Origin of the sequence: Mixta intestinalis, from assembly GCF_009914055.1 — a bacterium.
GTDB classification, from domain to species: domain Bacteria; phylum Pseudomonadota; class Gammaproteobacteria; order Enterobacterales; family Enterobacteriaceae; genus Mixta; species Mixta intestinalis.
The window spans coordinates 4215180-4239604 of sequence record NZ_CP028271.1 but is presented as its reverse complement, the minus strand read 5'-3'; the positions used below and the strand labels follow the sequence as shown (position 1 = coordinate 4239604).

General features: G+C 50.8%; 42 protein-coding genes and 1 pseudogene. 2 read left to right on the top strand and 41 right to left on the bottom strand.

The features are described from left to right. The first annotated feature begins 125 nt into the window (after positions 1-125). Positions 126-536, top strand: a complete 411-nt coding sequence (mscL, locus tag C7M51_RS19700; protein ID WP_160623195.1) for a large-conductance mechanosensitive channel protein MscL — start codon at positions 126-128, stop codon at positions 534-536. A 2-nt stretch (positions 537-538) separates the two neighbouring features. Here mscL and C7M51_RS19695 read toward each other — a convergent pair whose 3' ends face one another. The 30 genes from C7M51_RS19695 to rpsJ form a co-directional block, all read right to left on the bottom strand. Next, on the bottom strand, positions 539-793 hold the full coding sequence (locus tag C7M51_RS19695; protein ID WP_160623194.1) for an alternative ribosome-rescue factor A: 255 nt from the start codon (positions 791-793) through the stop codon (positions 539-541). A 119-nt stretch (positions 794-912) separates the two neighbouring features. Beyond that, on the bottom strand, positions 913-1281 hold the full coding sequence (locus C7M51_RS19690; protein WP_160623193.1) for a DnaJ family domain-containing protein: 369 nt from the start codon (positions 1279-1281) through the stop codon (positions 913-915). A 116-nt stretch (positions 1282-1397) separates the two neighbouring features. After that, the gene (rplQ, locus tag C7M51_RS19685) at positions 1398-1784 is read right to left on the bottom strand and encodes a 50S ribosomal protein L17 (protein WP_003850180.1); all 387 of its coding nucleotides are present in this window, start codon (positions 1782-1784) and stop codon (positions 1398-1400) included. A gap of 40 nt (positions 1785-1824) precedes the next feature. Next, on the bottom strand, positions 1825-2814 hold the full coding sequence (locus C7M51_RS19680; RefSeq protein ID WP_038629771.1) for a DNA-directed RNA polymerase subunit alpha: 990 nt from the start codon (positions 2812-2814) through the stop codon (positions 1825-1827). A 25-nt stretch (positions 2815-2839) separates the two neighbouring features. Next, entirely contained in the window at positions 2840-3460 is a 621-nt protein-coding gene (gene rpsD, locus C7M51_RS19675) for a 30S ribosomal protein S4 (protein ID WP_010618555.1), read from the bottom strand. A 31-nt stretch (positions 3461-3491) separates the two neighbouring features. Then, positions 3492-3881: a 30S ribosomal protein S11 gene (gene rpsK, locus C7M51_RS19670; RefSeq protein WP_004160563.1), complete on the bottom strand. Its 390-nt coding sequence runs from the start codon at positions 3879-3881 to the stop codon at positions 3492-3494. 16 nt (positions 3882-3897) lie between these two features. Next, the gene (gene rpsM / locus C7M51_RS19665) at positions 3898-4254 is read right to left on the bottom strand and encodes a 30S ribosomal protein S13 (RefSeq protein ID WP_002438688.1); all 357 of its coding nucleotides are present in this window, start codon (positions 4252-4254) and stop codon (positions 3898-3900) included. Between the two features lie 145 nt (positions 4255-4399). Continuing rightward, positions 4400-4516 carry a 50S ribosomal protein L36 gene (gene rpmJ / locus C7M51_RS19660; RefSeq protein WP_004160566.1) on the bottom strand — a complete coding sequence of 39 codons (117 nt, stop codon included), beginning with the start codon at positions 4514-4516 and terminating at the stop codon, positions 4400-4402. Positions 4517-4548: 32 nt separating this feature from the next. Then, on the bottom strand, positions 4549-5880 hold the full coding sequence (gene secY / locus C7M51_RS19655) for a preprotein translocase subunit SecY (RefSeq protein WP_085068456.1): 1332 nt from the start codon (positions 5878-5880) through the stop codon (positions 4549-4551). Positions 5881-5887: 7 nt separating this feature from the next. Then, the gene (gene rplO, locus C7M51_RS19650; protein ID WP_160623192.1) at positions 5888-6322 is read right to left on the bottom strand and encodes a 50S ribosomal protein L15; all 435 of its coding nucleotides are present in this window, start codon (positions 6320-6322) and stop codon (positions 5888-5890) included. Positions 6323-6325: 3 nt separating this feature from the next. Then, positions 6326-6505, bottom strand: a complete 180-nt coding sequence (rpmD, locus tag C7M51_RS19645; RefSeq protein ID WP_004846568.1) for a 50S ribosomal protein L30 — start codon at positions 6503-6505, stop codon at positions 6326-6328. A gap of 6 nt (positions 6506-6511) precedes the next feature. Continuing rightward, a complete protein-coding gene (rpsE, locus tag C7M51_RS19640) occupies positions 6512-7012 on the bottom strand; it encodes a 30S ribosomal protein S5 (RefSeq protein ID WP_038629766.1) in 501 nt (166 codons plus the stop codon). Between the two features lie 14 nt (positions 7013-7026). Continuing rightward, positions 7027-7380 carry a 50S ribosomal protein L18 gene (gene rplR, locus C7M51_RS19635; RefSeq protein WP_038629765.1) on the bottom strand — a complete coding sequence of 118 codons (354 nt, stop codon included), beginning with the start codon at positions 7378-7380 and terminating at the stop codon, positions 7027-7029. Positions 7381-7389: 9 nt separating this feature from the next. Further along, positions 7390-7923: a 50S ribosomal protein L6 gene (rplF, locus tag C7M51_RS19630; protein ID WP_141178027.1), complete on the bottom strand. Its 534-nt coding sequence runs from the start codon at positions 7921-7923 to the stop codon at positions 7390-7392. 12 nt (positions 7924-7935) lie between these two features. Further along, positions 7936-8328, bottom strand: a complete 393-nt coding sequence (gene rpsH, locus C7M51_RS19625; protein ID WP_017374146.1) for a 30S ribosomal protein S8 — start codon at positions 8326-8328, stop codon at positions 7936-7938. 33 nt (positions 8329-8361) lie between these two features. After that, positions 8362-8667: a 30S ribosomal protein S14 gene (gene rpsN, locus C7M51_RS19620; protein ID WP_038629763.1), complete on the bottom strand. Its 306-nt coding sequence runs from the start codon at positions 8665-8667 to the stop codon at positions 8362-8364. A 14-nt stretch (positions 8668-8681) separates the two neighbouring features. After that, positions 8682-9221, bottom strand: coding sequence for a 50S ribosomal protein L5 (rplE, locus tag C7M51_RS19615; RefSeq protein ID WP_038629762.1), 540 nt, complete (start codon positions 9219-9221; stop codon positions 8682-8684). A 14-nt stretch (positions 9222-9235) separates the two neighbouring features. After that, positions 9236-9550 carry a 50S ribosomal protein L24 gene (gene rplX / locus C7M51_RS19610; protein WP_038629761.1) on the bottom strand — a complete coding sequence of 105 codons (315 nt, stop codon included), beginning with the start codon at positions 9548-9550 and terminating at the stop codon, positions 9236-9238. A gap of 10 nt (positions 9551-9560) precedes the next feature. Beyond that, positions 9561-9932, bottom strand: coding sequence for a 50S ribosomal protein L14 (rplN, locus tag C7M51_RS19605; RefSeq protein WP_038629760.1), 372 nt, complete (start codon positions 9930-9932; stop codon positions 9561-9563). A 168-nt stretch (positions 9933-10100) separates the two neighbouring features. Continuing rightward, a complete protein-coding gene (gene rpsQ / locus C7M51_RS19600) occupies positions 10101-10355 on the bottom strand; it encodes a 30S ribosomal protein S17 (protein ID WP_013510766.1) in 255 nt (84 codons plus the stop codon). Further along, positions 10355-10546: a 50S ribosomal protein L29 gene (gene rpmC, locus C7M51_RS19595; protein WP_160623191.1), complete on the bottom strand. Its 192-nt coding sequence runs from the start codon at positions 10544-10546 to the stop codon at positions 10355-10357. Before rpmC ends, rpsQ begins: the two co-directional genes overlap by 1 nt. Next, positions 10546-10956 carry a 50S ribosomal protein L16 gene (gene rplP / locus C7M51_RS19590; protein ID WP_008927134.1) on the bottom strand — a complete coding sequence of 137 codons (411 nt, stop codon included), beginning with the start codon at positions 10954-10956 and terminating at the stop codon, positions 10546-10548. The genes rpmC and rplP overlap by 1 nt, the downstream gene beginning before the upstream one ends. Before the next feature lie 12 nt (positions 10957-10968). Continuing rightward, on the bottom strand, positions 10969-11670 hold the full coding sequence (rpsC, locus tag C7M51_RS19585) for a 30S ribosomal protein S3 (protein WP_038629758.1): 702 nt from the start codon (positions 11668-11670) through the stop codon (positions 10969-10971). A 17-nt stretch (positions 11671-11687) separates the two neighbouring features. Then, on the bottom strand, positions 11688-12020 hold the full coding sequence (gene rplV / locus C7M51_RS19580) for a 50S ribosomal protein L22 (protein WP_007891659.1): 333 nt from the start codon (positions 12018-12020) through the stop codon (positions 11688-11690). Between the two features lie 14 nt (positions 12021-12034). Next, positions 12035-12313: a 30S ribosomal protein S19 gene (gene rpsS, locus C7M51_RS19575; RefSeq protein WP_004929772.1), complete on the bottom strand. Its 279-nt coding sequence runs from the start codon at positions 12311-12313 to the stop codon at positions 12035-12037. Positions 12314-12329: 16 nt separating this feature from the next. Next, positions 12330-13151: a 50S ribosomal protein L2 gene (rplB, locus tag C7M51_RS19570; RefSeq protein ID WP_160623190.1), complete on the bottom strand. Its 822-nt coding sequence runs from the start codon at positions 13149-13151 to the stop codon at positions 12330-12332. A gap of 17 nt (positions 13152-13168) precedes the next feature. Continuing rightward, positions 13169-13471 (bottom strand): 50S ribosomal protein L23, encoded by a 303-nt coding sequence (gene rplW / locus C7M51_RS19565; protein WP_160623189.1) that lies wholly within the window; start codon positions 13469-13471, stop codon positions 13169-13171. Continuing rightward, positions 13468-14073: a 50S ribosomal protein L4 gene (gene rplD, locus C7M51_RS19560; RefSeq protein WP_141178023.1), complete on the bottom strand. Its 606-nt coding sequence runs from the start codon at positions 14071-14073 to the stop codon at positions 13468-13470. The genes rplW and rplD overlap by 4 nt, the downstream gene beginning before the upstream one ends. A gap of 11 nt (positions 14074-14084) precedes the next feature. Continuing rightward, positions 14085-14714, bottom strand: a complete 630-nt coding sequence (gene rplC, locus C7M51_RS19555) for a 50S ribosomal protein L3 (RefSeq protein ID WP_141178022.1) — start codon at positions 14712-14714, stop codon at positions 14085-14087. A gap of 32 nt (positions 14715-14746) precedes the next feature. Then, positions 14747-15058: a 30S ribosomal protein S10 gene (gene rpsJ / locus C7M51_RS19550; RefSeq protein WP_001181005.1), complete on the bottom strand. Its 312-nt coding sequence runs from the start codon at positions 15056-15058 to the stop codon at positions 14747-14749. A 384-nt stretch (positions 15059-15442) separates the two neighbouring features. On the opposite strand from rpsJ, the gene C7M51_RS19545 reads away from it, so the two are divergent. Next, entirely contained in the window at positions 15443-16222 is a 780-nt protein-coding gene (locus tag C7M51_RS19545; RefSeq protein ID WP_160623188.1) for a prepilin peptidase, read from the top strand. Here the strand turns inward: C7M51_RS19545 and bfr are convergent. The 11 genes and pseudogenes from bfr to fkpA form a co-directional block, all read right to left on the bottom strand. Continuing rightward, positions 16206-16682 (bottom strand): bacterioferritin, encoded by a 477-nt coding sequence (gene bfr / locus C7M51_RS19540; protein ID WP_160623187.1) that lies wholly within the window; start codon positions 16680-16682, stop codon positions 16206-16208. The genes C7M51_RS19545 and bfr overlap by 17 nt on opposite strands. Before the next feature lie 81 nt (positions 16683-16763). Continuing rightward, complete coding sequence (gene bfd, locus C7M51_RS19535) at positions 16764-16958, bottom strand: bacterioferritin-associated ferredoxin (RefSeq protein ID WP_160623186.1); 195 nt, start codon at positions 16956-16958, stop codon at positions 16764-16766. A 172-nt stretch (positions 16959-17130) separates the two neighbouring features. After that, the gene (gene tuf / locus C7M51_RS19530) at positions 17131-18315 is read right to left on the bottom strand and encodes an elongation factor Tu (RefSeq protein ID WP_160623185.1); all 1185 of its coding nucleotides are present in this window, start codon (positions 18313-18315) and stop codon (positions 17131-17133) included. A 69-nt stretch (positions 18316-18384) separates the two neighbouring features. Continuing rightward, positions 18385-20493 carry an elongation factor G gene (gene fusA / locus C7M51_RS19525; protein ID WP_160623184.1) on the bottom strand — a complete coding sequence of 703 codons (2109 nt, stop codon included), beginning with the start codon at positions 20491-20493 and terminating at the stop codon, positions 18385-18387. A 93-nt stretch (positions 20494-20586) separates the two neighbouring features. After that, positions 20587-21057: a 30S ribosomal protein S7 gene (gene rpsG / locus C7M51_RS19520; RefSeq protein ID WP_038629748.1), complete on the bottom strand. Its 471-nt coding sequence runs from the start codon at positions 21055-21057 to the stop codon at positions 20587-20589. A 96-nt stretch (positions 21058-21153) separates the two neighbouring features. After that, a complete protein-coding gene (gene rpsL / locus C7M51_RS19515) occupies positions 21154-21528 on the bottom strand; it encodes a 30S ribosomal protein S12 (protein WP_003852912.1) in 375 nt (124 codons plus the stop codon). Positions 21529-21652: 124 nt separating this feature from the next. Then, entirely contained in the window at positions 21653-21940 is a 288-nt protein-coding gene (gene tusB, locus C7M51_RS19510; RefSeq protein ID WP_160623183.1) for a sulfurtransferase complex subunit TusB, read from the bottom strand. Between the two features lie 9 nt (positions 21941-21949). Then, on the bottom strand, positions 21950-22309 hold the full coding sequence (gene tusC, locus C7M51_RS19505) for a sulfurtransferase complex subunit TusC (RefSeq protein WP_160623182.1): 360 nt from the start codon (positions 22307-22309) through the stop codon (positions 21950-21952). Further along, positions 22309-22692 (bottom strand): sulfurtransferase complex subunit TusD, encoded by a 384-nt coding sequence (gene tusD, locus C7M51_RS19500; RefSeq protein WP_160623181.1) that lies wholly within the window; start codon positions 22690-22692, stop codon positions 22309-22311. The genes tusC and tusD overlap by 1 nt, the downstream gene beginning before the upstream one ends. Beyond that, positions 22692-23415 (bottom strand): annotated as a pseudogene (locus tag C7M51_RS19495) (helix-turn-helix transcriptional regulator). The gene tusD and the pseudogene C7M51_RS19495 overlap by 1 nt, the downstream one beginning before the upstream one ends. Before the next feature lie 177 nt (positions 23416-23592). Then, positions 23593-24411, bottom strand: coding sequence for an FKBP-type peptidyl-prolyl cis-trans isomerase (fkpA, locus tag C7M51_RS19490; RefSeq protein WP_160623180.1), 819 nt, complete (start codon positions 24409-24411; stop codon positions 23593-23595). Between the last annotated feature and the right edge of the window lie 14 nt (positions 24412-24425).

The following is a 24425-nucleotide window of genomic DNA, read 5'->3' as shown; positions in this document are numbered from 1 at the left end:
CAGCATGCCCGTTTGCTGTCCGCGAGTATTTCATTTTGTGATAATTCAGTTCTTTAATATTCGGTCATGGCAAACTGTGATTCGTTTGTTAGACTTTACACTTTGGCAATGGAAAGGAGCTGTTTATGAGTTTTTTCAAAGAATTCCGTGATTTTGCGATGCGCGGTAATGTCGTCGATCTCGCAGTGGGCGTCATCATCGGTGCGGCGTTCGGCAAAATTGTTTCATCGCTGGTGGCAAATATCATTATGCCGCCGCTGGGCCTGTTGATTGGCGGGGTAGATTTCAAACAATTTACCTGGGTATTGAAGGCGGCGCAGGGAGATACTCCCGCGGTTGTCATGGAGTACGGGATTTTTCTGCAAAACGTCTTCGACTTCGTCATCATCGCCTTCGCTATTTTCGTTGCGATTAAATTGATGAATAAGCTTCATACCAAGAAGGAAGTGGAAAAACCGGCTCCGAAACCCAGCGCAGAAGAAACGCTGTTAACTGAAATACGTGACTTACTGAAGCAGCAGAACGATAAAAACTGATATCAGCCAGCCGTTGCGAAGAGAGTAACGCTTTTACTCATCTTTTTTATCGCTTCGCTATTAAGCAGAAAGCCAGTGGTAAAGTCTGCTTTACCACTGGCCTCCCAGCCCGCCTTTTTGCAATGTTTATCTTTACGTCGATAGCTACCCTTACCTTTTACATTAGTCTCAACGCGCGTCTTAAAAAGCGGATCGTGTAACAGCGCCTCAAGCGCATTATCTTTGATCTTACCTTTTTTATGTTGGTAACCGGACATGGTATCTCCTCAAGTGTTGTCGGCTATCTATATAGAATCACTTCACTCTTTATTCAAGGCTAAGCAGAATATTTCTGTTTATAGCCCTATCGACCATCATAGAGCGTTAAAGGAAGGCTCTACTCTTTCTCCAGTTTTTTTCCAATAGCCTCACGATAGGCTCCTGAAAGAAAATGGGTGCTCATCCCTGCCTGAAGAAGCTTTATTTCCAGTAGACGTAATTTTTTAAGGCAGGCCGCATGGTTTTTATCAGCAGGATCCAGATTTTCAATCAAATCATTAAGCTCCAGCGCTTCACGCCGCATTTCCAGTTCAGGCGGCAGATAACCGGCATTTTTCAACAGGCGATAACCAGCGCGTAATTCTGAGGGAACGTGGCTGTCATCATCCAGAACCAGCGGCGCACCCTCACCAGGTAATCCCGACAGCTCGCCTTTCTTCTGGGCATCAAGGATATGTTGCTCAGCAAGTTGATCCAGCAACCACATAGCCAGCTCCAAAAAAGAAAATAACAGCATAGCGCAAAGGCTGTGAGTGTAAAGCCATAGCAAACAGGCATAAAAAAACCGGGCACAAGGGCCCGGTCTTTTTATTATACAGCAGATTACTCTGCTGCAGCTTCTGCTTGAGCTTCTGGACGATCAACCAGCTCGATGTAAGCCATCGGAGCGTTGTCACCAGCACGGAAGCCACACTTCAGAATGCGAGTGTAACCACCGGCACGGCTCGCGAAACGCGGGCCCAGCTCGTTAAACAGTTTTGCCACGATCTCGTTATCACGAGTACGGGCGAATGCCAGACGACGATTAGCTACGCTGTCGGTCTTGGCAAGAGTAATCAGCGGCTCAACTACGCGACGCAGCTCTTTCGCTTTCGGCAGGGTCGTCTTGATGATCTCATGACGAACCAAAGAGCCGGCCATGTTGCGGAACATAGCCTGACGATGGCTGCTGTTGCGGTTCAGTTGACGACCACTCTTACGATGGCGCATGACCTTATCCTTCTCAGTAAAACCTTAACCTGCGATCCGGTTATTCATCAGCAATGCTTGCCGGCGGCCAGTTTTCCAGGCGCATGCCCAGAGAAAGACCACGTGAGGCCAGCACGTCTTTAATCTCGGTAAGAGATTTTTTACCCAGGTTAGGCGTTTTGAGCAGCTCAACCTCGGTACGCTGTACCAGATCACCGATGTAGTGGATAGCTTCTGCCTTGAGGCAGTTAGCAGAGCGGACAGTCAATTCCAGATCGTCAACAGGGCGCAGCAGGATCGGATCGAATTCTGGTTTCTCTTCTTTAACTTCCGGCTGACGTACATCACGCAGGTCAACAAAAGCTTCGAGTTGTTCAGCCAGAATGGTTGCCGCACGACGAATCGCCTCTTCAGGATCGATTGTGCCGTTGGTTTCCATTTCGATGACCAGCTTGTCCAGGTCGGTACGCTGTTCTACACGCGCAGCTTCAACATTGTAGGCGATACGGTCTACAGGGCTGTAGCAGGCGTCGACTAACAGACGGCCGATCGGGCGCTCATCTTCTTCCGAATGAATTCGGGCAGAAGCCGGCACATAACCACGGCCACGCTGAACTTTGATACGCATATTAATAGATGCGTTTTCATCAGTCAGGTGGCAGATCACGTGCTGCGGCTTGACGATTTCGACATCACCATCATGGGTGATGTCGGCTGCAGTCACAGGGCCAATGCCAGATTTATTCAGAGTAATGATAACTTCATCTTTACCCTGAACTCTTACCGCCAGCCCTTTCAGGTTAAGCAGGATTTCCAGGATATCTTCCTGTACACCCTCTTTGGTGCTGTACTCATGAAGTACACCATCAATCTCAACCTCGGTCACCGCGCAACCCGGCATGGATGACAGCAGAATACGGCGCAGTGCGTTACCAAGAGTATGGCCAAAGCCACGCTCTAAAGGCTCAAGGGTCACCTTGGCGTGCGTCGAACTCAATTGCTCGATATCTACCAGGCGCGGTTTTAGAAACTCTGTCACAGAACCCTGCATTGTGTCCTCTCTTTGGTACTAAGCTTTACTTGGAGTAAAGCTCGACGATCAGGTGTTCGTTAATGTCCGCAGACAGATCGGTACGTTCAGGAATACGCTTGAACACACCTTCCATCTTAGTTGCATCAACTTCCAGCCAGGTTGGCTTTTCACGCTGCTCAGCCAGCTCCAGAGCGGCTTTCACGCGAGACTGCTTTTTGGCTTTCTCGCGGATGCTGACTACGTCATTCGGAGATACCTGATAAGAAGCGATGTTAACAACGCGACCGTTTACCATTACAGATTTATGGCTAACCAGCTGACGTGCTTCTGCACGAGTGGCACCAAAGCCCATACGATAAACAACGTTATCCAGACGACCTTCCAGCAGAGCCAACAGGTTTTCACCGGTGTTGCCTTTCAGACGTGCTGCTTCTTTGTAATAGTTACGGAACTGACGCTCCAGCACGCCGTAGATACGACGAACTTTTTGCTTTTCACGTAACTGACCGCCGTAGTCAGACAGACGCGGTTTACGCGCACCGTGCTGGCCAGGGGCTTGTTCAATTTTACACTTGGAATCAATCGCGCGAACGCCAGACTTCAGGAACAGGTCTGTGCCCTCACGACGGCTCAGCTTGAGCTTAGGACCCAAATATCTTGCCATTTTCTTTCTCCAACTATCCTAAAAACGGGCGTTATACGCGACGTTTTTTCGGCGGACGACAACCGTTGTGAGGGATCGGAGTCACATCAGTAATATTAGTGATGCGGAAACCTGCGGCGTTCAGAGCACGAATGGTAGATTCGCGACCCGGACCCGGACCCTTAACCATAACTTCCAGGTTCTTAATACCGTAATCTTTCACGGCCTCTGCGCAACGCTCAGCAGCAACCTGTGCAGCGAACGGCGTAGATTTACGAGAACCACGGAAGCCGGAACCACCGGCAGTTGCCCAACCCAGTGCGTTACCCTGACGGTCAGTAATGGTAACGATGGTGTTGTTAAAAGAAGCATGGACATGAGCCACGCCATCTGAGACTTGTTTTCTTACACGCTTACGTGCACGAACTGGTGCCTTTGCCATTATTCAATCACCCCGATTATTTCTTGATCGGTTTGCGCGGACCCTTACGGGTACGGGCGTTGGTCTTAGTACGCTGACCGCGCACTGGCAGACCACGACGATGACGCAAACCGCGATAGCAACCAAGGTCCATCAGACGTTTGATGCTCATGCTAACTTCACGGCGCAGATCACCTTCAACGACAAATTTGGCAACTTCGTCACGCAGCGTGTCGATTTGTTCTTCAGACAGCTCACTGATCTTAACATCTTCAGCGATACCCGCAGCAGCACAGATGGCCTTGGAGCGAGTCTTGCCGACACCGTAGATCGACGTTAAAGCGATTACGGTATGTTTCTGATCAGGAATGTTAATGCCTGCTATACGGGCCACTATGCACTCCTATAAATTATATATGCGCTCCATACTGAAAAGCCCGTTTTCAGGATACTCAAATGGAAACGCACAGACATACAAAAGATTGGCTGGCTAATCTAGCCAGCTCAACCTGACTTTGCAAGAAAAATATGCGAGAAAATCAGCCCTGGCGCTGTTTGTGCTTAGGCTCGGCACTGCAAATCACGCGTACAACGCCGTCGCGACGAATGATTTTGCAGTTACGACATAATTTCTTGACGGAAGCACGAACTTTCATTTTTACTCTCCGTAACTTCTCAAGCGCCTGAATTAACGGCTATAGCCTTTCAGGTTTGCTTTCTTCAATGCAGACTCGTATTGACTGGACATCATCAGAGTTTGCACTTGAGCCATAAAGTCCATGATGACAACAACGACGATAAGCAGTGAAGTCCCACCGAAGTAGAACGGTACTTTCATCGCATCACGCATGAACTCCGGGATCAGGCAGATGAAAGTAATGTAGAGCGCACCGACCAACGTCAGACGCGTCATCACTTTATCGATGTACTTCGCCGTTTGCTCTCCCGGACGAATTCCTGGTACAAATGCACCGGACTTCTTCAGGTTATCTGCTGTTTCACGCGGGTTGAAAACCAACGCCGTATAGAAGAAACAGAAGAAGATGATTGCAGTCGCATAGAGTAGCACATAAAGCGGCTGTCCTGGCTGTAAATACATCGAAATAGTTGTCAGCCAGTTCCATCCTGTACCGCCACCGAACCATGAAGCGATGGTAGCCGGAAACAGAATAATGCTTGAGGCGAAGATTGCCGGGATAACCCCTGCCATATTCACTTTCAGCGGTAAATGTGTACTCTGCGCAGCATAGACACGACGGCCTTGCTGACGTTTCGCATAGTTCACCACAATGCGGCGTTGACCACGCTCAACGAAAACAACGAAGAAGGTCACTGCAAATACGAGAACTGCAACCAACAGCAACAGAAGGAAGTGCAGGTCGCCTTGCCGCGCTTGCTCGATGGTATGGCCAATGGCCGGCGGGAGACCCGCAACGATACCAGCAAAGATTATGATGGAAATACCGTTGCCGATACCCCGTTCAGTAATCTGTTCGCCCAGCCACATCAGGAACATGGTTCCCGTTACCAGGCTGACAACAGCGGTAAAGTAGAAGGCAAAGCCCGGATTAATTACCAGGCCTTGCATCCCAGGCATATTCGGCAGACCGGTAGCAATACCGATCGACTGAAAGATTGCCAATACCAACGTTCCGTAACGGGTGTACTGGCTAATCTTACGACGACCAGCCTCCCCTTCTTTCTTTATTTCTGCCAGCGCGGGATGAACCACCGTTAACAGCTGGATAATAATTGATGCCGAAATATACGGCATGATACCCAGAGCAAAGATAGAAGCACGGCTTAAAGCACCACCAGAGAACATGTTAAACATTTCAATGATGGTACCACGCTGTTGCTCAAGCAGTTTGGCAAGTACAGTGGCATCAATACCAGGGATCGGAATAAAAGAGCCAATGCGGAAAACAATCAGCGCACCGATGACAAACAAAAGTCTGCGTTTCAGTTCGCCGAAACCGCCCTTGGCACTTTGAAAATCTAATCCTGGTTGCTTAGCCATCTGCTACTTATTCCTCAATTTTACCGCCAGCAGCTTCGATTGCAGCACGAGCGCCTTTAGTGACACGCAGACCGCGAACCGTTACCGGTGCAGAAACTTCGCCAGACAGAATCACTTTCGCAAATTCAATCTGAGTACCGATGATGTTTGCTGCTTTCAGCGTATTCAGGTCAACGATACCGCCTTCCACTTTCGCCAGCTCAGACAGGCGAACTTCCGCCGTAATCATAGCTTTACGAGAAGTGAAGCCGAATTTCGGCAGACGACGGTACAGCGGCATCTGGCCGCCTTCGAAGCCACGACGTACGCCACCGCCAGAACGAGACTTCTGACCTTTGTGACCGCGGCCGCCGGTTTTACCGAGACCAGAACCGATACCACGACCCAGGCGTTTACCTGCCTGTTTTGAGCCTTCGGCCGGAGACAGAGTATTCAAACGCATCTGTTACTCCTCCACTTTAACCATGTAGGAAACCGCGTTAACCATACCGCGAACAGCAGGCGTGTCTTCACGCTCAACGGTGTGGCCAATGCGACGCAGACCCAGGCCAAGCAGCGTTGCCTTATGCTTAGGCAAACGGCCGATTGCACTGCGGGTTTGAGTAATTTTGATCGTCTTTGCCATGGTCAATTACCCCAGAATTTCTTCAACGGATTTACCACGCTTGGCAGCGACCATTTCCGGAGATTTCATATTTTCCAGGCCATCGATAGTTGCACGAACCACGTTAATCGGGTTGGTGGAACCATAGGCTTTAGCCAGAACGTTATGAACTCCAGCGACTTCCAGAACGGCGCGCATTGCACCACCGGCGATGATACCGGTACCTTCAGAAGCCGGCTGCATGAACACACGGGAACCTGTGTGCGCACCTTTAACAGGGTGCTGCAGGGTGCCGTTAGTCAGCGCGACGTTAATCATGTTGCGACGGGCTTTTTCCATCGCTTTCTGGATCGCTGCCGGTACTTCACGCGCTTTACCGTAACCAAAACCTACGCGACCGTTACCATCACCCACTACAGTCAGTGCGGTGAAGGAGAAAATACGGCCACCTTTAACAGTTTTAGATACGCGGTTTACCGCGATCAGTTTTTCCTGCAGTTCGCCAGCTTGTTTCTCGATGTGTGCCATCTTAGACCTCTACCTTAGAACTGAAGGCCAGCTTCACGGGCAGCTTCTGCCAGTGCCTGGACGCGACCATGATATTGGAAACCGGAACGGTCGAAAGCAACGTCTTTGATGCCTTTTTCCAGCGCGCGCTCAGCGATAGCTTTACCTACAGCAGACGCAGCGTCTTTGTTGCCGGTGTACTTCAGTTGTTCAGAGATAGCTTTTTCTACAGTAGAAGCAGCAACCAGAACTTCAGAGCCATTCGGGGCGATGACCTGTGCGTAAATGTGACGCGGGGTACGATGTACCACCAGGCGAGTAGCACCCAGCTCTTTGATCTTGCGACGTGCGCGGGTCGCACGACGGATACGAGCAGATTTCTTATCCATAGTGTTACCTTACTTCTTCTTAGCCTCTTTGGTACGCACGACTTCGTCGGCGTAACGAACACCCTTGCCTTTATAAGGCTCAGGACGACGGTAGGCGCGCAGGTCAGCCGCAACCTGGCCGATCAGCTGTTTATCAGCACCTTTCAGTACGATTTCAGTCTGAGTCGGACATTCTGCAGTGATGCCCGCAGGCAGTACGTGATCTACCGGGTGAGAAAAGCCCAGAGACAGATTCACGACATTGCCTTTAACGGCTGCACGATAACCTACACCAACCAGCTGCAGCTTCTTAGTGAAGCCTTCGGTAACACCGATAACCATTGCGTTCAGCAGCGCGCGAGTAGTACCCGCCTGCGCCCAGCCATCAACGAAACCTTCGCGCGGAGCGAAAGTCAGTGTGTTGTCAGCCTGCTTAACTTCAACAGCATTATTGATAGTACGAGTCAGCTCGCCGTTTTTACCTTTAATCGAAATTACCTGACCGTTGAGTTTTACCTCTACGCCGGCAGGAACAACGACAGGTGCTTTAGCAACACGAGACATTTTTTCCTCCGATTAAGCTACGTAGCAGATAATTTCGCCACCAAGACCAGCCTGGCGCGCTGCACGATCAGTCATAACACCTTTAGAGGTAGAAACAACAGCAATACCCAGTCCAGCCATTACCTTCGGCAGCTCATCTTTTTTCTTATAGATGCGCAGGCCTGGACGGCTAACACGTTGAATGCTTTCTACCACAGCTTTACCCTGGAAATACTTAAGAGTCAGTTCCAGTTCCGGCTTGATGTCGCCTTCGATTTTGAAATCTTCAATATAACCTTCTTCCTTCAGCACGTTGGCGATTGCCACTTTCAGCTTGGAGGAAGGCATGGTGACCGCAACTTTGTTCGCGGCCTGACCGTTACGGATACGGGTCAGCATATCCGCGATCGGATCTTGCATGCTCATCTGTCTTTACTCCCGTGATTCAATTGGTGACAATTACCAGCTAGCCTTTTTCAGACCCGGAATTTCACCGCGCATGGCGGCTTCACGGACCTTGATACGGCTCAACCCGAACTTCCGCAGGAAACCATGCGGACGACCTGTTTGACGGCAGCGGTTACGCTGACGAGACGGGCTGGAATCACGCGGCAGACTCTGCAGCTTGAGAACAGCGTTCCAACGATCTTCGTCGGAGGCGTTCACATCAGAAATGATCGCTTTCAGTTCAGCGCGTTTCGCGAAGAATTTGTCTGCTAATTTCTCACGCTTGACTTCGCGTGCTTTCATTGATTGCTTAGCCATTAAGTAACCCCACCTTACTTGCGGAACGGGAAGTCAAAGGCAGCCAGCAGAGCACGGCCTTCATCATCAGATTTCGCAGTAGTGGTAATGGTGATATCCAAACCACGAACGCGATCGACTTTGTCATAGTCGATTTCTGGGAAGATGATCTGCTCACGGACGCCCATGCTGTAGTTACCACGACCATCGAAAGACTTAGCGGACAGGCCGCGGAAGTCACGAATACGCGGTACAGCAATAGTGACCAGACGCTCAAAGAACTCCCACATGCGTTCGCCACGCAGGGTTACTTTACAGCCGATCGGATAGCCCTGACGGATTTTGAAGCCTGCAACTGATTTGCGTGCTTTGGTGACCAGCGGTTTTTGACCGGAGATTGCTGCCAGGTCTGCTACTGCGTTATCCAGCAGCTTTTTGTCAGCGATCGCTTCACCAACACCCATATTCAGGGTGATCTTCTCGACCCGAGGGACTTGCATGACAGAATTGTAGCCAAACTCAGTCATGAGTTTTTTAACTACTTCGTCTTTGTAGTAATCATGCAGTTTCGCCATCGTACTACTCCAAATTACTTGATAGTTTCGCTGTTAGACTTGAAGAAACGGACTTTTTTGCCGTCTTCGAATCTAAAGCCTACACGGTCAGCCTTACCGGTAGCCGCATTGAAGATTGCAACGTTAGAAACCTGAATTGCAGCTTCTTTTTCAACGATGCCACCTGGTTGATTCAGAGCCGGAACCGGCTTCTGATGTTTTTTCACCAGGTTGATACCTTCAACAATGACCTTGCCAGAAGACAGGACATTTTTTACTTTACCGCGCTTACCTTTATCTTTACCGGTCAGCACGATAACTTCGTCATTACGACGGATTTTCGCTGCCATTCTTCGCTCCTTAGAGTACTTCTGGTGCCAGGGAGATAATTTTCATGAACTTTTCATTACGAAGTTCACGAGTTACCGGCCCAAAAATACGCGTTCCGATTGGCTGCTCGCTGTTATTGTTCAGAATAACGCATGCATTACCATCGAAGCGAATGACAGAACCGTCAGGGCGACGAACACCCTTCCTGGTGCGCACCACTACCGCCTTAAGCACATCACCTTTTTTCACTTTACCACGCGGAATTGCTTCCTTGATGGTAACTTTGATGATGTCGCCTACGCCTGCGTAGCGACGGTGCGAGCCACCCAGAACCTTGATACACATTACGCGACGTGCACCGGAGTTGTCGGCGACGTTCAGCATAGTCTGTTCTTGGATCATTTTAGTGCTCCGCTAATGTCAACTACTACTTCGGGACCCAAACTGCAGGTCGTTAGAAAGCCCCATAATTGAGGGCGCGGCATTATAACACCGGTTCTCTCAGATGGGTAGAAAAAATAAACGGCTCTTTCGAGCCGTTTATCTTATTTTTTAAGAAAGGGAATTCTATTACAGAACCGCTTTCTCTACAACGCGAACCAGCGTCCAGGACTTAGTCTTGGAAAGCGGACGGCATTCGCGGATTTCCACCACGTCGCCGATACCGCATTCGTTGTTCTCGTCATGGATGTGCAGCTTAGTCGTACGCTTAATGAATTTACCGTAGATCGGGTGTTTCACGAAACGTTCGATAGCAACAACTGCAGATTTCTGCATTTTATCACTAACAACACGACCTTGCAGAGTACGAATTTTATCGGTCATTACGCACCCGCCTTCTCATTCAGTAAAGTTTTAACGCGTGCAACATCACGGCGCACATTTTTCAGCAGATGGGTCTGCTGCAGCTGGCCAGATGCTGCCTGCATGCGCAGGTTAAACTGTTCACGCAGCAGGTTCAGCAGCTCAGTGTTCAGCTCTTCAATGCTTTTTTCACGCAGCTCTTTTGCTTTCATTACATCACCGTCTTAGTAACAAAGGTGGTTTTGATAGGCAGTTTTGCTGCTGCCAGCTTGAATGCTTCACGGGCCAGCTCCTCCGGTACACCGTCCATTTCATACAGGACTTTACCCGGCTGGATTAAGGCAACCCAATACTCCACGTTACCTTTACCTTTACCCATACGCACTTCCAGCGGCTTCTCGGTGATCGGTTTGTCCGGGAATACACGGATCCAGATCTTACCTTGACGCTTAACTGCACGGGTCATAGCACGACGTGCTGCTTCGATCTGACGAGCAGTCAGACGACCACGGCCAACAGCTTTCAGACCGAAAGTACCGAAGCTCACATCCGTACCGGCAGCCAGACCACGGTTGCGGCCTTTGTGCACTTTACGGAATTTTGTACGCTTTGGTTGTAACATCAGCGACTCTCCTTACTTACGGCCTTTACGCTGCTGCTTTTTCGGTTGAGCAGCCGGTTTTTCCGGTTGTTCAACAGCAGCCATACCACCCAGGATCTCACCTTTGAAGATCCATACCTTAACGCCGATTACACCATAAGTGGTGTGCGCTTCTGAGGTGTTGTAGTCAATGTCAGCACGCAGAGTGTGCAACGGCACGCGACCTTCGCGGTACCATTCGGTACGTGCGATTTCTGCGCCGCCCAGACGGCCACTAACTTCAACTTTGATACCTTTCGCGCCCAGACGCATTGCGTTCTGTACAGCACGCTTCATCGCACGACGGAACATAACGCGACGTTCCAGCTGAGAAGTGATGCTGTCAGCAACCAATTTCGCGTCCAGTTCCGGTTTACGGACTTCAGCGATATTGATCTGTGCCGGTACGCCAGCGATATTCGCTACGACCGTACGCAGTTTTTCTACGTCTTCGCCTTTCTTACCGATAACGATACCAGGACGAGCGGTGTGAATGGTCACACGAATGCTTTTCGCCGGACGTTCGATAACGATGCGCGATACAGACGCTTTAGCCAGTTCTTTAGTCAGGAACTGACGCACTTTAAAATCGCTGTCCAGGTTGTCAGCGAATTCTTTGGTATTAGCGAACCAGGTAGAGTTCCAGGGTTTAACAATACCCAGTCGAATACCATTAGGATGTACTTTCTGACCCATTGCTAGTCTCCAGAGTCTCAGCGATCGGACACAACCACAGTAATGTGGCTGGTGCGCTTCAGGATGCGATCTGCACGACCTTTCGCACGCGGCATAATGCGCTTCATGCTTGGGCCTTCGTCGACGAAGATTTTCGCGACTTTCAGATCGTCGATGTCAGCGCCATCGTTGTGTTCGGCGTTAGCAATGGCAGATTCCAGGACCTTCTTGACCAGTACAGCAGCTTTTTTGTTGGTGTAGGTCAGGATGTCCAGAGCCTGCGACACTTTCTTACCGCGAATCAGGTCAGCCACCAGGCGAACCTTTTGAGCAGAAGAACGAGCGTGGCGATGTTGAGCAATAGTTTCCATCTCTTCCTCCTGCCTTAGCGTTTCTTGGCTTTTTTATCAGCCGCGTGACCGCGATAAGTACGAGTCGGCGCGAATTCACCCAGCTTGTGACCAACCATTTCGTCGGAAACAAAGACAGGTACGTGCTGACGACCATTATGGACAGCGATGGTCAAACCGATCATATTTGGAAAGATCGTTGAACGACGGGACCAAGTGCGCAGGGGCTTCTTGTCACCGCTTTCCACCGCTTTCTCTACCTTCTTCAGCAAGTGCAGGTCAATAAAAGGACCTTTCTTGAGAGAACGTGGCATGGCTTATCCTCTAATATTATTTGCTACGGCGACGTACGATAAATTTATCGGTACGCTTGTTGCTACGGGTCTTCTTACCTTTGGTCTGTACGCCCCACGGGGTTACCGGGTGCTTACCAAAGTTACGACCTTCACCACCACCGTGCGGGTGATCTACTGGGTTCATCGCAGTACCGCGAACGGTCGGACGAACACCACGCCAGCGGGCAGCACCTGCTTTACCCAGAACGCGCAGCATATGCTCAGCGTTACCAACTTCGCCCAGGGTTGCGCGGCAGTCAGCTTCGACTTTACGCATTTCGCCTGAACGCAGACGCAGGGTCACGTAAGAACCTTCACGCGCAACGATCTGCACGTAAGCACCAGCAGAGCGAGCAATCTGACCGCCTTTGCCTGGTTTCATTTCTACGTTATGCACGGTGGAACCAACTGGGATGTTACGCATCGGCAGGGCGTTACCTGCTTTGATCGCAGCATCAACGCCAGACTGAATCTGGTCGCCAGCTTTCAGGCCTTTCGGGGCCAGGATATAACGGCGCTCGCCGTCTTTGTACAGAACCAGCGCGATGTTCGCGGAACGGTTCGGATCGTACTCAAGACGTTCAACAACAGCCGGGATACCATCTTTGTTGCGTTTGAAGTCAACCAGACGGTAAGCCTGCTTATGACCACCACCGATGTGACGGGTAGTGATGCGGCCATTGTTGTTACGGCCACCGGATTTGCTGTTTTTTTCCAGCAGCGGAGCAAATGGTTTGCCCTTGTGCAGCTCTGGGTTCACCACTTTAACTACGTGGCGACGACCCGGAGATGTCGGTTTACATTTAACAATTGCCATTGTTCTTCTCCTCCGACTTACTCTGCGCCGCCGACGAAGTCCAGATTCTGGCCTTCTTTCAGGGTGACGTAAGCTTTCTTCCAGTCGCTACGACGACCAATACGCTGTCCATGACGCTTAACTTTACCCTTAACGATCAGGGTGTTTACGTCTTCGACTTCAACTTCGAAAAGTTTCTGCACAGCGGCTTTGATTTCTGCTTTGGACGCGTCTTTCGCAACTTTGAGAACGATGGTGTTGGTTTTTTCCATCGCAGTAGACGCTTTTTCAGAAACGTGCGGCGCGCGCAGCACTTTCAGCAGACGTTCTTCACGGATCATGCCAGCATCTCCTCAACTTGCTTAACTGCGTCAGCAGTCATAACGACTTTGTCGAAGGCGATCAGGCTAACCGGATCGATACCCGCTGCATCACGCACGTCAACCTTGTACAGGTTACGAGCGGCCAGGAACAGATTTTCATCCAGTTCACCGGTGATGATCAGCACGTCTTCCAGCGCCATATCTTTCAGTTTCTGTACCAGCAGCTTGGTTTTCGGTGCTTCTACAGAGAACTTCTCGACAACGATCAGACGTTCTTGACGTACCAGTTCGGACAGAATGCTTTTCAGCGCGCCGCGGTACATCTTTTTGTTAACTTTTTGACTGTGGTCCTGCGGCTTAGCAGCGAAGGTCACGCCACCTGAACGCCAGATCGGGCTCTTAACAGAACCTGAACGCGCACGGCCGGTGCCTTTCTGGCGCCACGGTTTCTTACCAGAACCAGTGACTTCAGCACGGGTTTTCTGAGCACGAGTGCCCTGACGTGCACCAGCTGCGTAAGCAACAACAACCTGATGTACCAGCGCTTCGTTGAAATCACGACCGAAGGTAGTTTCGGAAACAGTCAGCGCGCTTTGCGCGTCTTTCATTACTAATTCCATTCCTCGCCCCCTCACGCCTTAACAGCTGGTTTAACGATCAGGTCGCTACCGGTTGCACCCGGGACAGCACCTTTCACCAGCAGCAGGTTGCGCTCAGCGTCAACACGTACTACGTCCAGGCTCTGAACGGTTACGCGCTCATTACCCAGCTGACCTGCCATTTTTTTGCCTTTGAACACTTTGCCCGGAGTCTGGTTCTGACCGATAGAACCCGGAACGCGGTGAGACAAGGAGTTACCGTGAGTAGCATCCTGAGTACGGAAGTTCCAGCGCTTAACAGTACCGGCAAAACCTTTACCTTTGGACGTACCAGTCACGTCAACTTTTTTAACGTCAGCGAAAATTTCAACGCTGATGTCCTGACCTACGGTATATTCTTCACCTTCAGCGGTGCGGAATTCCCACAGACCACGGCCAGCTTCTACGCCAGCTTTAGCAAAATGACCTGCTTCAGGTTTGGTCACGCGGTTCGCTTTTTTCGTACCGGTGGTTACCTGGATTGCGCGGTAGCCGTCGCTGTCCAGACCTTTAACCTGAGTAACACGGTTTGCTTCAACTTCGATTACGGTTACAGGGATAGATACGCCGTCTTCAGTGAAGATGCGGGTCATACCCACTTTTTTACCGACTAAACCAATCATTGTTTCAACCTCTCAATCGCTCGATGACCTGATTAACCCAGGCTGATCTGCACGTCTACACCGGCAGCCAGATCCAGACGCATCAGAGCATCAACGGTTTTTTCAGTTGGCTCAACGATGTCAACCAGACGCTTGTGAGTGCGGATTTCGTACTGATCGCGCGCGTCTTTGTTAACGTGCGGAGAAATCAGAACGGTAAAGCGCTCTTTGCGGGTCGGCAGCGGGATGGGACCACGCACCTGCGCACCAGTGCGCTTGGCGGTCTCAACGATTTCCGCGGTTGATTGATCGATCAGGCGATGATCAAACGCTTTAAGACGGATACGGATTCTTTGGTTCTGCATGAGACCAGAGCTCCAATTATTTTATAAACGAAAAGAATTACTCCTCGCACCCATTACGATTGATGGGGGAGTGTAATCGTTAAGCATATAACTCCCCAATCGGGAGTATTGTCAGGCGGGGCGATATCCGACCAGCCTGCGATTCTGCTCGAATCGCACCCGCAATATCAGCAGGCCCGCGCATTATACGGGAATTTGTTCAGATAGCAACCCATCAGGCGGTGCCAGGGCAAAAAAGTGGAAGCCAGCCCTGGCCCTGACTGGCAAACGCGCAACCCGCTAACTTTCTTTACTGCCTCTCTTCCCGTTATCACCGATGCCAAAAGACAGCGTTAACTGTTCTCTTTAGGATGGAATTTCCGTTATCAACCAGAGAGCATCTTTATGATCATTTTTTTTGCTGCCCTGGCAGGTTTAGCAACGGGCAGCTTTCTCTGCCTGGCAGCCGATCGCTACTATCCGGGCCTTAATGAGCGTCAGTGGCTGGTGCGGTTGCTTGCTCCTCCTTCCCGATGCCACCATTGCCAGAGGCGGATCAAACTCTACGACCTCATCCCTTTTTATAGCTGGGTACGCTTGCGGGGGCGCTGTCGCTATTGCGATTGTAGAATCCCGTGTCGTTTATTGATCGTCGAGGTAGTGACCTGTACGCTTTTCAGTTTGCTGGCGATGAGCGCGCCTTCCCCACATGCGTTAATCTTCGCGCTATTGTTTACCGCACTCCTCATACTATTAAGCCTCATTGACTGGCGCCATTTACTACTGCCGGATGCACTTACTCTTCCCCTGCTCTGGCTGGGCCTGCTTTATCATTTGTTATTCAGTCAGGAAAAATTGCCTGCGGCCGTGATCGGCGCGATTAGTGGCTGGCTGGCGCTGTGGTTGCTCTATTGGTTTTTTTTGCTTATCACCCGACGCGAAGGGCTGGGTTATGGTGATTTGAAGCTGTATGCGGCATTAGGAGCCTGGTGCGGCTGGCAGATGTTACCCTTGATTGCAATTGGGGCTGCCTTAGGCGGATTACTTCTTTTCCTGCATAACAGAAGATGGAAAGGCGGCGCCGGTGTGCTTCACCAGCAGCCTTTCGGGCCCTGCTTATCGTTGGGCGGGTGGATCACCTTCTTTGGCTTATGGCAGGAAGAAGGCGCTATTTTTCTTCTCTGATTTGTGCCTGCAGGTAGTTCTGGATACCCATTTTTTGTATCAGATCCAGTTCCGTTTCCAGCCAGTCGATGTGGTGTTCTTCATCCGCCAGAATTTCAATCATCATATCGCGGCTTACGTAATCGTGAATTTGATCGGCCCAGGCGATAGCCTCACGCAGATCCTTTGCGCCTTCCAGCTCTAATGCCAGATCGGAACGCAGCATTTCTTCCACGTCTTCACCAATACGCAGACGGCCGAAATCCTGTAAATTGGGAAGACCTTCAAGAAAAAGTATGCGCTCAATATATTTATCCGCATGCTTCATCTCATCAATTGACTCATGGTACTCAACGTCATTCAGACGCATCAGTCCCCAGTTTTTAAACATTCGTGCGTGGAGAAAGTACTGGTTTATCGCAACCAGCTCATTTCCCAGCAGTTTATTAAGATAGTTTATAATTTTGGCATCGCCTTTCATCTTTCTTTCCTCCGCTTCCAGTTAAATAGAGCGTAGATGTGGTTAGAAAGAAGTCAAAAAGGCAACGGAAAAAATCTTTTCTCAGGCGATCTCGTCATACAGCGGCAAGTTCTGCATCTCATCATTCATAATTTCACGTACCGCGCGGATACATTTACCGCACTGGTTACCTACCGGTACGAAATGACGCAGCTGTTGAAAGGATACGGGCTGATAGCGGCGGACAACTTCACGCACGGTTTTATCGCTGATGGCATTACATAAACAGACGTACATTTACCTGCTCCAGTATAAATACTGAGCGCATTCTAAATGAGAATGGTTTTTATTTCAAACCTGGTTTTTGTATGGTTTTAATGCGGGTGTGTAACAGACAGATATAAAAAAGGGCGCCGAAGCGCCCTCTTTAAGCACACAGACACCGAAGCATCCGTTTTTATATCGCTAATTAAGCGATAACGCGTGCAACAACGCCCGCGCCAACGGTACGGCCACCTTCGCGGATTGCGAAACGCAGACCGTCGTCCATTGCGATCGGGTGGATCAGGGTAACAACCATTTTGATGTTGTCGCCCGGCATTACCATTTCAACGCCTTCCGGCAGTTCGATGGTGCCCGTTACGTCAGTAGTACGGAAGTAGAACTGCGGACGGTAGCCTTTGAAGAACGGAGTGTGACGGCCGCCTTCGTCTTTGGACAGAATGTACACTTCAGATTCGAACTGGGTGTGCGGCTTGATGGAGCCCGGCTTAGCCAGAACCTGACCACGCTCGATCTCTTCACGTTTGATACCACGCAGCAGAACACCAACGTTCTCACCAGCCTGACCCTGATCCAGCAGTTTGCGGAACATTTCAACGCCGGTACAGGTAGATTTCGCAGTATCTTTGATACCCACGATTTCAACTTCTTCACCAACTTTGATTACGCCACGCTCAACACGACCGGTAACAACGGTACCACGGCCAGAGATGGAGAATACGTCTTCGATCGGCAGCAGGAACGGCAGATCGATAGCGCGCTGCGGATCAGGGATGTAGGTATCCAGGTGACCAGCCAGCTCGATGATTTTTTCTTCCCACTCTGCTTCGCCTTCCAGCGCTTTCAGCGCAGAACCGCGAACGATCGGAGTGTCGTCGCCCGGGAAGTCGTACTGAGACAGCAGGTCACGCACTTCCATCTCAACCAGTTCCAGCAGCTCTTCGTCATCAACCATGTCGCATTTGTTCAGGAACACGATGATGTACGGAACGCCTACCTGACGACCCAGCAGGATGTGCTCACGGGTCTGCGGCATCGGGCCGTCAGTCGCAGCAACAACCAGGATAGCGCCGTCCATTTGAGCAGCACCAGTGATCATGTTTTTCACGTAGTCGGCGTGGCCCGGGCAGTCAACGTGCGCGTAGTGACGAGACGGGGTTTCATATTCAACGTGAGAGGTGTTGATGGTGATACCACGTGCCTTCTCTTCCGGCGCGTTATCGATCTGATCGAACGCACGAGCCTGACCACCGTAAGTTTTGGACAGAACGGTAGTGATAGCTGCGGTCAGAGTGGTTTTACCGTGGTCAACGTGGCCGATAGTACCAACGTTAACGTGCGTTTTGTTACGCTGAAATTGCTCTTTCGCCATGGCGATATTCCTTACTGTTATGCCCTCATCCGTGATGAGGGCATCTGTTCACTATTCTAAAACCGTAGCTTATTTGCCACGAGCTTCAATAACGGCCTGAGCGACGTTGTTCGGCGCTTCCGCGTACTTCAGGAACTCCATGGAGTAAGAAGCACGGCCCTGGGTCTGAGAACGCAGGTCAGTAGCATAACCGAACATTTCAGACAGCGGTACCTGAGCGCGAACGGTTTTACCGGTAGCGGTATCATCCATACCTTCGATGATGCCGCGACGACGGTTCAGGTCACCGATTACGTCACCCATGTTCTCTTCCGGCGTTTCAACTTCAACCTTCATGATCGGCTCAAGCAGAACAGGCTTCGCTTTCTTAAAGCCGTCTTTAAACGCCAGAGACGCAGCCAGTTTAAACGCCAGTTCAGAGGAGTCCACATCGTGGTAAGAACCAAAGTGCAGACGAATGCCCAGATCAACTACCGGATAACCAGCCAGCGGACCAGATTTCAGCTGCTCCTGGATACCTTTGTCAACAGCCGGGATGTATTCACCAGGAATTACACCGCCTTTGATATCGTTGACAAATTCGTAGCCTTTACCGCCCGGCTCCAGCGGGTACATATCGATCACAACGTGACCATACTGACCGCGACCACCAGACTGTTTCGCGTGTTTACCTTCGACATCCTTGATGGTGTCGCGGATAGTTTCACGATAAGCAACCTGCGGTTTACCGACGTTAGCTTCAACGTTGAACTCGCGTTTCATACGGTCAACGATGATGTCGAGGTGCAGCTCACCCATACCAGCGATGATGGTCTGGTTAGATTCTTCGTCAGTCCACACGCGGAATGACGGGTCTTCTTTCGCCAGACGGCCCAGAGCCAGACCCATTTTTTCCTGGTCAGCTTTGGTTTTCGGCTCAACCGCGATAGAGATAACCGGCTCCGGGAACTCCATACGTTCCAGGATGATCGGGTTGCTCGGATCGCACAGGGTATCACCGGTGATCACGTCTTTCAGACCGATCGCCGCAGCGATGTCGCCCGCACGAACTTCTTTAATCTCTTCACGTTTGTTAGCATGCATCTGTACGATACGGCCAAAACGCTCACGCTGTGATTTCACAGAGTTCAGTACGGTATCACCTGAGTTTACCACGCCAGAATAAACGCGGAAGAAGGTCAGGTTACCAACGAACGGGTCGTTCGCGATTTTGAACGCCAGAGCAGCAAACGGCTCGTTGTCGTCAGAGTGACGCTCTGCCGGCGTATCTTTACCGTCATCCAGCATACCTTTGATAGCCGGTACGTCGGTCGGTGCTGGCAGGAATTCAACTACCGCATCCAGCATCGCCTGAACACCTTTGTTCTTAAATGCAGAACCACAGGTAACCAGGATGATTTCGTTATTCAGCACGCGCTGACGCAGTGCTTTTTTGATCTCTTCTTCAGTCAGCTCTTCGCCGCCGAGGTATTTCTCCATCAGCTCTTCAGAAGCTTCAGCTGCAGATTCGATCAGGTTCTGATGCCATTCTTCAGCCAGGTCAACCATGTCAGCCGGGATATCTTCGTATTCGAAGGTTACGCCCTGGTCTGCATCGTTCCAGTTGATGGCTTTCATTTTGATCAGGTCAACAACGCCGGTAAACTTCTCTTCTGCACCGATAGCCAGCTGCAGAGGAACCGGGTTTGCACCCAGACGGGTTTTGATCTGACCAACAACTTTCAGGAAGTTAGCGCCCATGCGGTCCATTTTGTTAACGAACGCGATGCGCGGAACTTTATATTTGTTAGCCTGACGCCATACGGTTTCAGACTGCGGCTGAACACCACCAACCGCACAGTAAACCATTACCGCGCCATCAAGAACACGCATGGAACGTTCTACTTCGATGGTGAAGTCAACGTGTCCCGGGGTGTCGATGATGTTGATGCGGTGCGGCTCAAACTGTTTAGCCATACCAGACCAGAACGCGGTGGTCGCTGCAGAAGTAATGGTGATACCACGCTCCTGCTCCTGCGCCATCCAGTCCATGGTCGCAGCGCCATCATGCACTTCACCGATTTTGTGGTTAACACCGGTGTAGAACAGGATACGCTCGGTGGTCGTGGTCTTACCGGCGTCGATGTGAGCACTGATACCGATGTTACGGTACCGTGAAATGGGTGTTGTACGAGCCATTTGATTCCTCTGATTCTCGGACGTTCAAAATAAGTCAGCCCCAGCGGGTTGGCTAATTGAGCGCCCGCTGGGTTAACAATAACTACGTGGTTATTACCAGCGGTAGTGAGCGAACGCCTTGTTGGCTTCGGCCATACGGTGAACGTCTTCACGTTTCTTCACTGCTGTACCTTTGTTCTCAGCAGCATCAGAAAGTTCGTTCGCCAGGCGCAGAGCCATCGATTTATCACCGCGTTTACGAGCAGCTTCTACGATCCAACGCATTGCCAGCGCATTACGACGGACCGGACGGACTTCAACTGGTACCTGATAAGTTGAACCGCCAACGCGACGTGACTTAACTTCTACAGTCGGACGTACGTTGTCGAGAGCGACTTCGAAAGCTTCCAGTTCGGTTTTACCAGAACGCTGAGCCAGGGTCTCCAGCGCGGTATACACGATTGCTTCAGCAGTAGATTTTTTACCATCTACCATCAGGATATTGACAAATTTGGCCAGCAGCTCAGATCCGAATTTCGGATCTGGCAGGATTTTACGTTGACCAATGACGCGACGACGTGGCATGGAAATACTCCGTTGATAATTCAGGATTGTCCAAAACTCTACGAGTTTATTTTGACATTTAAGTTAAAACGTTTGGCCTTACTTAACGGAGAACCATTAAGCCTTCGGCTTCTTCACGCCATACTTGGAGCGAGCCTGCTTACGGTCTTTAACACCAGAGCAGTCAAGCGCGCCACGAACGGTGTGGTAACGCACACCCGGCAGGTCTTTAACACGACCGCCACGAATCAGGATTACGGAGTGTTCCTGCAGGTTGTGGCCTTCGCCACCGATGTAGGAGGTCACTTCGAAACCATTAGTTAAACGCACACGGCAAACTTTACGCAGTGCGGAGTTTGGTTTTTTCGGAGTAGTGGTGTACACACGAGTACAAACACCACGTTTTTGCGGGCAAGCTTCCAGCGCAGGCACGTTGCTTTTAGCAACCTTGCGTACGCGCGGTTTGCGAACCAGCTGGTTAACTGTTGCCATTAAATAGCTCCTGGATTTAGCTTTTGCTTCGTAAACACGTAATAAATCGCCCCGTATTAATACGAGGACGCAGAATTTTAGGGCTGAGTAGAAAAGGTGTCAAGAAATAACCAGCGTCTTATACTCACCAGGGCATTTGCTGCTTATGATTTAGCGTGAGCGTAACGAAATCATTATAGTCAATTGCCGTGATTTCGGGTGATAATTGAGCAGTTAAACCTCTGGCAAGCAGATCGTCACGCAGCGCCCAGATCCGCGCCGGAGAGTTCAGTAGCGGAGCCAGCATATTGCTGCCCTGTAGCCCTGCCAGCACGCCATCCTGCATCAACAGTAGATCGTCTCCCGGCTGCAGCATACGCAGCAGCAAAGTATAATCGCACTGAAAAGGTGAGCTGTTCAGCGTATGCAGCATAGTGATACCTCAGAACGTCAGGATATGGTCAGCCTCAGCGAGGCGGGCACGCAGCGCGGCGCTTTCTAACACCTCTGCATTCAGTACCCTTTCACTTTCTGGCGTTAGCCCACGCTCCGCCAGCGACTGCGCGCACAGATAGCAGTGCTCGACATCATACAGCGGCAGTACGCCAAAGGTAGCGATATAGTTACGCGCCAGCACTTTCTCCGGCTGCTGTCCGGCGGTGAGTTGCAGTACACCATCGCCGATAAAAAAAAGTGAAACCTGCTCGCAGAGCGCGGCGGTTGCCAGCGCAGCATCCAGCCCTTCCCGTCCGCTGCTGCTGCCGTGAGGCGCACGCGTAAAAACAAAAGCGATCGATTTCATCAGAACTGTACCACTCTGTCGCTGGTTAACGCCGCTTCCGCCAGCGCGCCCAGCCCAGCCAGCACGAAACCAGGCTGCAGATTTGCCGCTGGCAGGCCTAAACTTGCAGCTTCCTGTTCATCAGTCACGCCACGCCTTAAGGCGGCGGCAACACAGATATTCAGCGTCACGCCCTGTTGTTGTAGCGACTGCCAGGCGCGCACCAGATCAAACTCGTCACTGGCGGGTGCCGTCAGCTGATTACCGTTAAGCACACCTTCCCGGTAAAAGAAGACGCTATGTAGCTGATGCCCTGCCGCCAGTAACGCTTGAGCAAACAACAGCGCGCTGCTGGCCTGCTGAGTACCATAAGCGGGGCCGGTAACCAACAGCGTATAGCGCATCAGCGTTCCTGCCCCTGTATATCTTCGCTCTTAAACTGGCGGATGTAGAGATAGACCGTGTGCTTAGAGATATTCAGCCGGTCTGCCACCTGGTTAATCGCATCTTTGATATCGAAGATACCTTTTTCATACAGGTTCAGCACGATTTGGCGATTCTTCATATTATTCGCCACGTTGCGATCGGCACTCACCTCTTCGATGGTGAATTCCAGCGTCTGCGTCACCAAATCCTTCCACGGATGAGGCAAAGTTGACCGGCGAGGCGACGTCAGGCGTTTCTGGCGGCATAAAGGTCGATATGATTTGCGAGAAAGGTACATCAAGGTTCATATTGATGCACAGCAGGCCAATCACGCGCTGCTGACTATTGCGTATCGCTATCGTCACCGATTTCATCAGTACCCCGCTTTTTGCACGGGTGAAATAGGCACGTGAAACGTTGCTGTCGGCACCGGTCATGTCGTGCAACATACGTAACGCCAGATCGGTAATCGGCGAGCCGACTTTACGTCCGGTATGCTCCCCGTTAGCGATGCGTACTGCGGAACATTTTAAATCTTCCAGCGAATGCAACACGATTTCACAGTGCGAGCCGATCAGCATCGCCAGCCCATCGACCACGGCTTCATAAGATTTCAGAATATCGTAGTCGGCCTGTTCAAATGGATGCTGTTCCAGCAAATCGACATCGGTCAGATCGCCAGGATTGAATGGATTAGACATGAAAGACATTACCCCTAATTGGCTGGAGCCTGTCTCAGCGCGGCCAGGGCAGACTCGTCATACAAATTTGCGCAGCGCTAGTCTGGCAAATGTCTGCGGCATATGCCAGATTTTTGTCCGAACGAGGGCATCTCTCAATAAAATGAGAACCGCCGCGTAAACGCGGCGGCTAAAAAGTTACTGTGCTTTTTTATCGTCGGCAACCGGAGCCTGCGTCTTCGCATCGGCTTTCGGTGCCGGTTTGATATCCAGTAGTTCGACATCAAACACCAGCGTAGAGTTAGGCGGAATACCCGGCACGCCGTTTTTACCGTAAGCCAGCTGCGGCGGGATAACTAACTTGATTTTACCGCCTTTTTTCACGTGCTTCAGGCCTTCAGTCCAGCCCGGAATAACACCATCCAGACGGAAAGAGAGCGGTTCACCGCGATTATAGGAGTTATCAAATTCAGTGCCGTCGATCAGCGCCCCTTTGTAGTTAACTACAACCGTGTCGCTGTCTTTCGGCGTATCACCGCTACCTTCTTTTTCTACCTGATAAAGCAGGCCGCTATCGGTTTTCTTCACGCCTTTCTGCTTAGCAAATTTAGCGGCGAACTCCTGGCCTTTATCGGCGTTTTCTTTCGCGTCTTTTTCCATCTTCGCCTGAGCGGCGCTCTTCACGCGACCTTCAAACGATTGTAGCGTCTGTTCAATTTCCTGATCGGAGAGCTTGCTCTTACCGGCAAACGCATCCTGAACGCCAGCAATCAGCTGCGTTTTGTCCAGCTTAATGCCCAGTTTTTCCTGCTCTTTCAGTGAGTTTTCCATATAGCGGCCAAGCGATGCGCCCAGCGCATAAGCGGACTGCTGATTCTCATCTTTAAAAGCAGCATTTTTAGTGGCCTGTGGCGCAGCCTGTTCAGCCGGTGCGGAGTCTGCTGCCAATGCCAGCGGCGCGTTAAACGCAGTGGCCATCGTGGCGGCTAACATTGTAATTTTAAACAGTGATTTCATCCATTATCTCCAAA